Raw genomic sequence first — 10,156 nt, 5'->3', positions numbered from 1 at the left:
ACCACCCGGCCGCCTGGCGCGAACCGAACTCCCGCCCCGCCGACCTGTTCGGCCCCGGCTACTGGACCGACCTGGTCACCACCGCCGAGCGGGGCCTGCTCGACTTCGTCACCATCGACGACAGCCTGGGTATCCCCGGCGAGCGGCACGGCCGCCCCGACGAGGCCGTCGACCGGGTCCGCGCCCGCCTCGACGCGCACCTGGTCGCGGCCCGCGTCGCCCCGGTCACCCGCCACATCGGGCTGATCCCGACCGTCACCACCACCCACACCGAGCCCTTCCACGTGTCCAAGGCCCTGGCCACCCTGGACTTCACCTCGCGCGGGCGGGCCGGCTGGCAGGCCCGGGTGTCGGGCGCGCCGGGCGAGGCCGCCCTGTTCGGGCGCAGGCCCGAGCCGGACCTGAGCGCCGAGGACCTCGCCGAGGCCCTGCGCACCGGGGTCTGGCCGCAGGCGCTGCGCGACCTGTTCGACGAGGCCGCCGACGTCGTCGAGGTCGTGCGCAGGCTCTGGGACAGCTGGGAGGACGACGCGGAGATCCGCGACGTCGCGACCCGCCGGTTCATCGATCGGACCAAACTCCACCACATCGATTTCGAGGGTCGCTGGTTCAGCGTGCGCGGCCCGTCGATCACCCCGCGGCCGCCGCAGGGCCAGCCGGTGGTGACCGCGCTCGCGCACGGCCCGCTGGTCTACGAATTCGCCGCGCGCTCGGCGGATCTGGTCTTCGTCACCCCGACCCTGGCCGACGGTCCCGCCCCGGTGCTGGCCGCGGTCGCCGAGGCCGCGACCGCGGTGGGCCGTACGGGCGAGCGGCTGCGGGTCTTCGCCGACCTCGTGGTCTTCCTCGACACGCCCGCCGAGACCGGGGCCGACCGCCTGGCGCGCCTGAACGCCGCCGCCGAGTTCGCCTCCGACGCCGCGGTGTTCGCCGGGAGCGCGGAGGAACTCGCCGACCTGCTGGCGACGTGGCGCGACGGCGGCGTCGACGGGTTCCGCCTGCGCCCCGGCGTCGCCGTGGACGATCTCGCCGCGATCACCGACCGGCTCGTGCCGGTCCTGCGCGGGCGCGGGCTCGCGCGCACCGCCTACACCGAGGGCTCGCTGCGCGGGCTGCTCGGCCTGCCCACCACCGTCGTCAACCGCTACGCCACCGCCTGAGCGAGGTCATCCGTGAGTACCGAATCAACGAAGCAGGTCATCCTGGGCGCCTACCTCGGCGGCGTCAACCACCACACGGCGTGGTGGCACCCCGAGGCGGGCAGCCAGATCGATTTCAGCAGCTTCGAACACACCGCCCGCACCGCCGAGCGCGGCAAGTTCGACTTCTTCTTCCTCGCCGAGGGTCTCGCCCTGCGCGAACGCGCCGGGCAGATCTTCGACCAGGACATCATCGGCCGCCCCGACACCTTCACCGTGCTGGCCTCGCTCGCCGCGGTCACCGAGCACCTCGGGCTGGCGGGCACCATCAACGCCACCTTCAACGAGCCCTTCGAGCTGGCCCGCCAGTTCGCCACCCTCGATCACCTGTCCGGTGGCAGGGCCGCCTGGAACGTGGTCACCTCCTTCGACGCCTTCACCGGGCGCAACTTCCGCCGCGGCGGGTTCCTCGACCCGGCCGACCGCTACGTCCGCGCCGAGGAGACGCTGAACGCGGTACGGGCGCTGTGGGATTCGTGGTCGGTGCACGACCTGGTCGCCGACAAGGAGACCGGGCGCTTCCTGGCCCGGCCCGACGCGGGCGCCTTCGCGATCACGGGGCGGCAGTTCGACATCTCCGGCCGGTTCGGAGTCCCGCGCAGCCCGCAGGGCAGGCCGGTGGTCCTGCAGGCCGGCGTCTCGCCCCAGGGGCGTGACTTCGCGGCGGCCAACGCCGACGCGATCTTCTCCCCCTACGGCAAGCTGCCCGAGGCCGCGGACTTCTACCGCGACATCAAGGCCCGCGCGGTCGCCGCGGGCCGGGCGCCCGGCGACATCAAGATCCTGCCGTCGGCGAGCTTCGTGCTCGGCGACACGACCGCCGAGGCCGAGGAGAAGTACCGGGCCGTCCAGCGCGAGCAGGTGACGGGGCAGACGGCGCTGATCCTGCTCGAGCAGATCTGGAACCGCGACCTGTCGGCCTACGACCCCGAGGGCCCGGTCCCCGACATCGACCCCGATCCCGAGGCCGCGCCGATCATCCAGGGCCGGGCGTTCCTGCACCAGGACCGCTTCGCCACCGCGCGCAGGCTGCGCGAGGTGGCGGAGGCGAAGAAGCTGAGCCTGCGCGAGGTGGTCATCGACCAGTTCGAGCGCGGCCCGCTGGTCGGCACCCCCGCCGAGGTGGCCGAGCACATCGATTCCTTCGTGCGCAGCGACGGCTCCGACGGCTTCATCCTCGGCTCGCACCTGGTCCCGACCGGGCTGGACGAGTTCGTCGACCGGGTGGTCCCGCTGCTGCAGGACCGCGGGGTGCTGCGGGCCGAGTACACCGGCACCACGCTGCGCGACAACCTGGGCCTGCCCGACATCCGTTCGGCGACCCCGGTTACGGCGCGCTGAACCGAGCGGGGCCCGCGCGGCGGAACCGCGCGGGCCCCTCGATCCGCGTCCGGTGGCCGGGCGGCGTGGCCTCGGTCGGCCACGGAAACCTAGGGCCGCGGCGGCTGCCAGTCGCCCGAGGGGCCGGGCGGCGGCGCCCAGTCGCCGTAGCCGTGGGCGGGCGGTACCGGCGGCGTCTGCGGGGGCAACTGCTGCTGCGGCGGCGGCCCGGGAAGGTGCGGCGGGACGGGCGGTACCGGTGGCTGCTGCGGCGGCCGGGCGAGTTCGGGGCTCTCGACCGGGGTGCGCGCGGTGGCCTCGGCGGCGCGGACCGCGCGCTCGACGGCCGGGTCGGGTGCGGTGTCGAACCAGTCCGCGACGTCGGTGTCGTCCTCGATCTCGGCCGGGGCCTCCTCCTCGGCGGGCGGTTCGTAGCGGAACACCCCGTCCGGGCCCTGGGTGGCGAAGCTCTTGGCGAAGCCTTCGAGGGCCTTGCCGAAGTCGCTGGGCACCAGCCACACCTTGTTCGCGTCGCCGCGCGCCACCAGGGGCAGGGTCTGCATGTACTGGTAGGCCAGCAGCTCCGGCGTCGGCTTGCCGGACTTGATCGCGGCGAAGACCTTCTCGATCGCCTTGGCCTGGCCCTGGGCCTGGAGGTAGGAGGCGGCGCGTTCGCCCTGGGCGCGCAGGATGCGGCTCTGCCGCTCGCCCTCGGCGGCCAGGATGGAGGACTGCTTGGCGCCCTCGGCGGCCAGGATCTGGGCCTGCTTGGCGCCCTCGGCCGTCTTGATCTGCGATTCGCGGGTGCCCTCGGCGGTCAGGATCATGGCCCGCTTCTCGCGGTCGGCCTTCATCTGCTTCTCCATGGACTCCTGGATCGACGGCGGCGGATCGATCGACTTGAGCTCCACCCGCGCGACGCGCAGGCCCCAGCGGCCCGTGGCCTCGTCGAGGACGCCGCGCAGCTGGTTGTTGATCTGGTCGCGCGAGGTCAGCGTCTCCTCGAGGGTCATGCCGCCGACGACGTTGCGCAGCGTGGTGACGGTGAGCTGCTCGACCGCGGCGATGTAGTTGCTGATCTCGTAGACCGCGGCCTGCGGGCTGGTGACCTGGAAGTAGACGACCGAGTCGATCTGCAGGGTCAGGTTGTCCTGGGTGATGACCGGCTGCGGCGGGAACGACACGACCCGCTCGCGCAGGTCGACCTTGGCGCGCACCCGGTCCGCGAAGGGCACGAGGAACGCCAGCTGGCCGGACACGGTGCGCTGGTAGCGGCCGAGCCGCTCGATGACCGCGGCCTCGGCCTGCGGCACCAGGATGATGGTCTTGAACGCCACCACCGCGACGAGCAGCAGCAGCGCGACGAGCACGACGAGCGCCGCGATCTCCATCAGGGTCCCTTCCAGACGACGGCGGTGGCGCCGTCGATCTTCATCACGTACACGGTGACTCCCTCGGGATAGGACTCGGCCGGATCGAGCGGACGGGCCGTCCACACCTCACCGCCGAGCTTCACCAGCCCGCTGTGCTCGGCCACCGGCTCGAGCACGAGCGCCGACTTGCCCGGCAGCGCATCGGCGTTCGTCGCCAGCGGCGGCGGGGTGCCGAAGCGGCGGCGCAGCACCGGCCGCACGCCGAGGATCAGGACCGCCGCGATCACGGCGAAGACGACCGCGTCGGCGACCACGGGCAGGTCGGTCACGGCGCTGACCCCGGCGGTGCCCAGCGCCGCGGCGCCGAGCATGAGCAGCGTCAGATCACCGGTGAGCATTTCCGCCGCCGCGAGCAGCAATCCCGCGACCAGCCAGACGATTGCGGCCACCTCGCCAACGGTACCCGCTCGGCCCGGTTCCGGCCGGTGTACCGGGCGGCACGGTAGTTTTGCGGATGTGAGCGGGCGTGGTGGGTACGGTGACATCTTCTCGGGGCACACGCGTAACCAGCGGGTGCCGGTGCCGCGGGTCGAGGCGCGGCGCGACCTCGTCGTCGAGGACGCGGCCAGCGGATTCTGCGGCGCGGTGGTCGGTTTCGACCGCAGCTACGACGGCGAGTTCGTCAAACTCGAGGACGGGCGCGGCGCGGTCCGCCTGTTCGCACTGCGCGAGGCCGCGTTCCTCATCGACGGCAAGCCCGTCACCCTGGTCCGCCCGAAAGCCGCGCCACCACAACAGCCTTCGCGCTCGGCCTCCGGATCGACCCGCGTGGAGGGGCTGCGCGCGCGAGTGGCGCGGTCGAGCCGCATCTGGGTGGAGGGCGTACACGACGCGGCCCTGGTCGAGCGGGTGTGGGGCCACGACCTGCGGGTCGAGGGCGTGGTCGTCGAGCAGCTCGAGGGCCTCGATCACCTGGGCGCCCGGCTGGCCGAGTTCGGTCCCGGCCCCGGTCAGCGGGTCGGCGTGCTGGTCGACCACCTGGTGACCGGCTCCAAGGAGACCCGGCTCACCACCGGCCTCGGCCCGCACGTGCTGGTCACCGGGCACCCCTACGTCGACGTGTGGCAGGCGGTGCGCCCGGCCGCGCTCGGGATCGAGGCATGGCCGCGGGTACCGCACGGGGAGGACTGGAAGACGGGGGTGTGCGCCCGCCTCGGCTGGGGCACGCCCCAGGAGGGCTGGCGCCGGGTCTACAACGCGGTCAGCACCTTTCGCGACCTGGAGCCGCCGCTGCTCGGGGCGGTGGAACGGCTCATCGACTTCGTCACCGAACCGGAGTGAGGCCCGCAATCCCCCGCAGCACCGGCGCGCGCCGGGCACCTGTTTTATGCTCGATGATTATGTGCTCTCCCAGTGCCACGCTGACGGTCTGGGCCGGCTCCTGGCTGGCCGGTGCCGGCGCGCCCGACGACGTCCTCGAGGCGCTGCACGCCTGGGCGCCGCGGCACACCATCGCCGCAGGTGACCCGCACACGGGCGGCCGCACCGACGTGCCGTTCTCGGCGCACGGGGAGACCACCGGCTCGGGAGCGATGGCCCTGCTCAAGCTCATCCGCGAGGCCATGGCGCCCGCGGGCGCGCAGCTGCGCCTCGTCCTGCCCGCCCCGGGCGACGTGCGGGGGCTGCCCGTCGGCACCGCCTTCGCCGCCGACGCCGTGGAGGCCGAGGAGGGGCTGCTGATCGGGCTCCCCGGCGGCGAGGGCACCGGCCTCATCCCGCACTGGGACGACGACGAGACGCTGCAGTGGACCGTCTACAGCGTGGTGCTGCCGCCGGATCCCGGGCCCGAGATGTCGCTCGGCGAGGCCGAATACACGATGCGCGAGGCGGTGCGCGACGCCGCGGACGCGCTGGCGAGCCTGCACACCACCGCCGTCGGCGACGGGGACGACGACCCGCGCGAGATGGTCTCGGATCTGCTCGCCGCCTACTCGCGCCACGCGTATCCGGACTCGATCCCGTTGCGCGCCAAACGGATCCTCGACACCGCCGATCACGTCGCGGCGATCCTCACCGTGGCCCAGCACCAGCCGGCGTCCTCGCCGACCTCGGCCTCGGCCGCCGACGCGCACGAGTCGCTGCTGCGCCCGCTGTGGAGCACGCTGCGCGGCGCCCGGCTCACCGCGGTCAACGCCGCCGCGCAGCGGCGTTGACCCACGCGATCGAACCCCGACCCGTCAGGACAGGCGCACCGGCAGCGCGGCCAGGTCGTTCTGGGTCAGCACCGGCAGGTTGGTGAGCTCGGCGTCGTCCACGGCCAGGGTCAGGTTCGGGAACCGCGCGAACAGGGCGGGCAGGGCCACGGCGGCCTCCAGGCGGGACAGCGCCGCGCCGGGGCAGATGTGCGGGCCGTACCCGAAGGCGAGGTGCCGGCTCGCGGTCGGGCGGGTGGCGTCGAACTCGTCGGCGTCGTCGCCGTGCACCGCGCGGTCGCGGCCGATGGCGCGGTAGGACATGACCACGCCCTCGCCCTCGGCGATGACGGTGTCGCCGACGGTGATGTCCTCGGTCGCGAAGCGCATCAGCAGGTGGGTGACCGGGCTGTCCCAGCGCAGGGTCTCCTCCACCACCTGCTTCCAGTCCAGCTCGCCCGCCCGCACGGCCGCCAGCTGCTCGGGGTGCTTCACCAGGGCGCGGACCGCGTTGAGGATCAGCCCGATGGTGGTCTCGTGCCCGGCGGCGACGAGGGCCTTGAGGTTGCCGACCACCTCCTCCTCGGTCAGCGGTTCGCCGCCGTCGGTGGCCCGGATGAGGTCGGTGGTCAGGTCGTCGGTGGGGTTCGCCGCCTTCGCGCGCACGAGTTCGGTGTAGTAGACGTCCATCTCGTCGATGACGCGCAGCCGCTCGTCCTGCGGGGTCAGCAGGGAGAAGAACGCCTTGTACCAGTCGAGCAGCCGGGGATGGTCGGCCCGGTCCACGCCCATCAGCTCGCTGATGACGCGCATGGGCAGCGGGTAGGCGAACACCGACTTGAGGTCGACGACCTCGCCGTTCGCCCCCGCCTTGTCCAGGTCTTCCAGCAGTTCGGCGGTCAGCCGCTCGATCGCGGGGCGGATCTCCTCGAGCCGCCGCGGAGTCAGCGCCTGGCTGGTCTTGGCGCGCAGGCGCCGGTGCTCGGCGCCGTCGACGGTGAACATCGAGCGGCCCGCGTCGATCATGCCGATCAGCGGCCACTGCCGGGTCACCACGCCGTCGGCCCACAGCGACCAGGCGTTGATGTCCTTGACCAGGCGGGGGTCGGTGAGCAGCTGCCGGGCGACGGCGGTGTCGGTGACGGTCCAGGCGGGCACGCCGAGCAGCTCGATGCGGGTGACCGGGCCGGCCTCGCGCAGGGTGGTGGTCTCTCCCGCGAGATCGCCGACCATCGGGTCGATGGCCAGGGCGTGGGGGCAGGGCTGGTTCACGGGGTACCTCCGAGAGCACGAACTGGGGTGAAGCGGACGGGGAGTGACGTCATTCCCCGCAGGAACGCCGACGGTCGCCGGACGAGCGTGGCCGCGGGCACCGACAGGTCCAGGTCGGGCAGCCGGTCCAGCAGCACCTCGATCCCGGTGCGCGCGATGATCTCGGCGATCTGCTGCGCCGGGAACGGGCAGCGGTACTCGCCGTAGCTGAACGAGAAGTGGGCCCGGTTGCCCGCGTGGACGTGGCCGGGGTCGACCTGCTGGCGGATGTGCGGGTCGCTGTTGGCCCCGGCGAGGCCGAGCAGCAGCATGTCCCCGGCGCGCAGGCTCTGCGCGCCGAGCCGGGTGTCGCGGGCGGCCCAGCGACCCGCCAGGATCTGGGTGGGGGTGTCCTCCCAGAGCACCTCGTCCATGGCCTGGCCGACCCCGGCGCGGGCGCCGCCGAGCGCGGCCGCGAACCGGTCGTCGGTGAGCATGAGGCGCACCGCGTTGCCGATCCAGTCCGCCGTGGGCAGCTGGCCCGCCGCGACGACGGCCATCATGTCCTGGACGTACTCCTCGTCGCTGAACGGCATCGGGTGGGCCAGCATCCGCGAGACCAGGTCGTCGCCGGGGTACTCCTTCTTGGCCGCCAGCAGCCGCCCCATCGCCTCGCCGAAGGCCTGGTAGCCGGCGTGCGCGTCGGCGCCGCCGTCGGCCAGGGCCTTCATCGCCCACGCGAGGTGCGGGCCGTCGGCGTCGGGGAAGCCGAGCACCCAGGCGAGGGCGAGCACCGGCAGGGGTTCGGCGAAGTCGGCGACCAGGTCGGCGCTGCCCCGCCCGCAGAAGCCGTCGATGAGCCGGTCGGCCAGGTTCTCGCACACCCGGCGCAGGCGGAAGGGGTCGACGCCGTCCAGGGCGGGCTCGACCATGCTCAGGTGCCTGCGGTGCTCGGCGCCCGCGGTGAAGTAGATCGACGGGCGCGGCGAACCGACCATCGGCAGCAGCGGCCAGTCCGGGGGGATGTTGGGCCACTGGTTCCACAGCGCCACGTCGCGGGGGAACAGCTCGGGGTCGCTGGTCACCTGGTGCACTTCGCGGTAGCCGATCACCAGCCAGGCCGGGATGCCCCCGGGCAGTTCGACCGCGACCACCGGGCCGTGGCTGCGCCGCATCTCCCGGTAGAGCTGGAACGGGTCGGTGTGGAAACGCGGTCCGCTCAACGGAACCGGGCCCGGGCCGGAGACCGGGCAGGCGCTGACGTCGGGACTGGTCATCGGGCGGTCTCCCTGGTGGACGCGCGGGCGGACACGGCGCGGTAGAGGTGTTCGACCAGGGTGATCAGCACGGTCTTGGCCGATTCCCGGTCGCGGGCGTCGCAGGTGATCAGCGGCACGGCCGGATCCAGGTCGAGGGCCTCGCGCACCTGGTCGGTGGTGCCGGTGCCGCCGAAGTCGTTGCAGGCGACCACGAACGGCGTGCCCTGGTGCTCGAGCCGGTCGATGGCGTACCAGGAGTCGGCGATGCGGCGCTGGTCGAGCAGCACCACCGCGCCGAGCGCCCCGAGGAACAGCCGGTCCCACAGGAACCAGAACCGCTGCTGACCGGGCGCGCCGAACAGGTACAGCACGTGCTCGTCGTCGATGGTGATGCGGCCGAAGTCGAAGGCCACCGTCGTCGCGGTCTTGGCCGGGGTCGCGGCCAGGTCGTCGATGCCGAGGCCCTCGGTGGTCATGGTGGCCTCGGTGTCGAGCGGTCGGATCTCGCTCACCGAGCGCACCAGCGTGGTCTTGCCGACGCCGAAACCGCCGACGACGACGATCTTGAGCCCCTCCCCCACCGTGGCGGGCAGCGGCGCCTGGCCGCGGGTGGGACGGGGATCAGAGCTTGCGAAGTCCAACGAGCACCTTCTCGAGCGTGGCGGTGTCCGGGTCGGGCACCCAGTCGTATCCGGGCACGGCACGCCGCGCCCGCGGGTGCCGAACGGTGATCTTGCCCGCGAGCAGCAGGTCCGAGAGCAGCACCGCCGCGATGCCCACCGGCACGCGCAGCTCGGCCGCGATCTCGACCACCGCGGTCGGCGCGCGGCACATGTCCAGGATGGCCGCGTGCTCGGACTGCATCCCCGGGGCCGGTTCGCACTCGCTGACGACGAGACTCACCAGGTCGAACATGTCGGTGTCGGGCCGGGTGCGCCCGCCGGTGAGCGTGTAGAGGCGGTCGGGGGTGTCGGACCGACCCCGGGGAGCCATCCCGCTACCGTCCCGCCGTGCCGCGCGGCGGGACCGACAGGTACTCGCCGAGCTTCTCCACCAGTTCGCGCATGGTGTGACCGATCAGCCCGGCGTCGCCGTCCTCGGCGGCCACCACCGCCAGGTGCGCGCCAGCCCCCGCCTCCACCACGAACAGGATGCCGCCGTAGAACTCGGTCATCGACTGGCGTACGCCGCCGCGCCCGTCACCGAACTCGACGGAGGCACCGTGCGCCAGGCTCTGGATGCCCGCCGAGATCGCGGCCAGCTGATCGGCGCGGTCGACGCTCAGTTCCGGTGTGTGGCACAGCTTGAGGCCGTCGCCCGACAGCAGCAGCGCGTGGCGGGTGCGCGGGGTGCGCTCGAGCAGCTGTTCGAGCAGCCAGCTCAGCTGGGTCGCGGTCGTCGTCATTCGGTCTCCTCCACATCACGGGGGGCGGGGTCGGTGCCGAAGGCGCGCTGGAAGGCGCCCAGCGCACCCGGGCGCACCGGCGGTGACGACGGTGCGGGCGCGGTCCCCTGCGGCACGCCCTGCGGGTGGGCGGCGGACAGGGTCTGGCCGCGCCGCC

The 10,156-nt window shown here is 73.2% G+C and carries 11 protein-coding genes; 4 read left to right on the top strand and 7 right to left on the bottom strand.

Annotated elements, in window-relative coordinates; translation table 11 throughout:
- Nucleotides 1-1,160, top strand: a 1,160-nt coding sequence (locus ON36_RS26540) for an LLM class flavin-dependent oxidoreductase (protein WP_043659012.1), incomplete at its 5' end; no start/stop codon positions are given.
- 12 nt (nt 1,161-1,172) lie between these two features.
- Nucleotides 1,173-2,540, top strand: coding sequence for an NtaA/DmoA family FMN-dependent monooxygenase (locus ON36_RS26535; protein ID WP_043659011.1), 1,368 nt, complete (start codon nt 1,173-1,175; stop codon nt 2,538-2,540).
- Nucleotides 2,541-2,629: 89 nt separating this feature from the next.
- Here the strand turns inward: ON36_RS26535 and ON36_RS26530 are convergent, their stop codons facing one another.
- Both ON36_RS26530 and ON36_RS26525 read right to left on the bottom strand, forming a co-directional pair.
- The gene (locus ON36_RS26530; RefSeq protein WP_083885441.1) at nt 2,630-3,904 is read right to left on the bottom strand and encodes an SPFH domain-containing protein; all 1,275 of its coding nucleotides are present in this window, start codon (nt 3,902-3,904) and stop codon (nt 2,630-2,632) included.
- 5 nt (nt 3,905-3,909) lie between these two features.
- Entirely contained in the window at nt 3,910-4,341 is a 432-nt protein-coding gene (locus tag ON36_RS26525) for an NfeD family protein (protein WP_043659008.1), read from the bottom strand.
- Between the two features lie 67 nt (nt 4,342-4,408).
- Here ON36_RS26525 and ON36_RS26520 point away from each other — a divergent pair, with 67 nt between their 5' ends.
- Both ON36_RS26520 and ON36_RS26515 read left to right on the top strand, forming a co-directional pair.
- A complete protein-coding gene (locus ON36_RS26520; protein WP_043659006.1) occupies nt 4,409-5,233 on the top strand; it encodes a DUF3097 domain-containing protein in 825 nt (274 codons plus the stop codon).
- Between the two features lie 59 nt (nt 5,234-5,292).
- On the top strand, nt 5,293-6,105 hold the full coding sequence (locus ON36_RS26515) for an Rv1486c family protein (protein WP_043659003.1): 813 nt from the start codon (nt 5,293-5,295) through the stop codon (nt 6,103-6,105).
- Nucleotides 6,106-6,129: 24 nt separating this feature from the next.
- Here ON36_RS26515 and ON36_RS26510 read toward each other — a convergent pair whose 3' ends face one another.
- Genes ON36_RS26510 through ON36_RS26490 form a run of 5 tightly spaced genes read right to left on the bottom strand, consistent with a single transcriptional unit; the run spans nt 6,130 to nt 9,999 of the window.
- The gene (locus ON36_RS26510) at nt 6,130-7,356 is read right to left on the bottom strand and encodes a cytochrome P450 family protein (protein WP_043659000.1); all 1,227 of its coding nucleotides are present in this window, start codon (nt 7,354-7,356) and stop codon (nt 6,130-6,132) included.
- Nucleotides 7,353-8,612 carry a cytochrome P450 gene (locus tag ON36_RS26505; protein ID WP_043658997.1) on the bottom strand — a complete coding sequence of 420 codons (1,260 nt, stop codon included), beginning with the start codon at nt 8,610-8,612 and terminating at the stop codon, nt 7,353-7,355. The genes ON36_RS26510 and ON36_RS26505 overlap by 4 nt, the downstream gene beginning before the upstream one ends.
- Nucleotides 8,609-9,235: a GTP-binding protein gene (locus ON36_RS26500; protein ID WP_043658995.1), complete on the bottom strand. Its 627-nt coding sequence runs from the start codon at nt 9,233-9,235 to the stop codon at nt 8,609-8,611. Before ON36_RS26500 ends, ON36_RS26505 begins: the two co-directional genes overlap by 4 nt.
- Nucleotides 9,216-9,587: a DUF742 domain-containing protein gene (locus ON36_RS26495; protein ID WP_043658994.1), complete on the bottom strand. Its 372-nt coding sequence runs from the start codon at nt 9,585-9,587 to the stop codon at nt 9,216-9,218. The genes ON36_RS26500 and ON36_RS26495 overlap by 20 nt, the downstream gene beginning before the upstream one ends.
- 4 nt (nt 9,588-9,591) lie before the next feature.
- Nucleotides 9,592-9,999, bottom strand: a complete 408-nt coding sequence (locus tag ON36_RS26490) for a roadblock/LC7 domain-containing protein (protein WP_043658992.1) — start codon at nt 9,997-9,999, stop codon at nt 9,592-9,594.
- Nucleotides 10,000-10,156: the final 157 nt, after the last annotated feature.

The sequence above is a fragment of the Nocardia thailandica NBRC 100428 genome (assembly GCF_000308795.1).
In the GTDB taxonomy this organism is placed as follows: Bacteria; Actinomycetota; Actinomycetes; order Mycobacteriales; family Mycobacteriaceae; genus Nocardia; species Nocardia thailandica.
The sequence above is the reverse complement of the archived record's forward strand: the minus strand, read 5'-3'. Positions and strand labels throughout refer to the sequence as shown.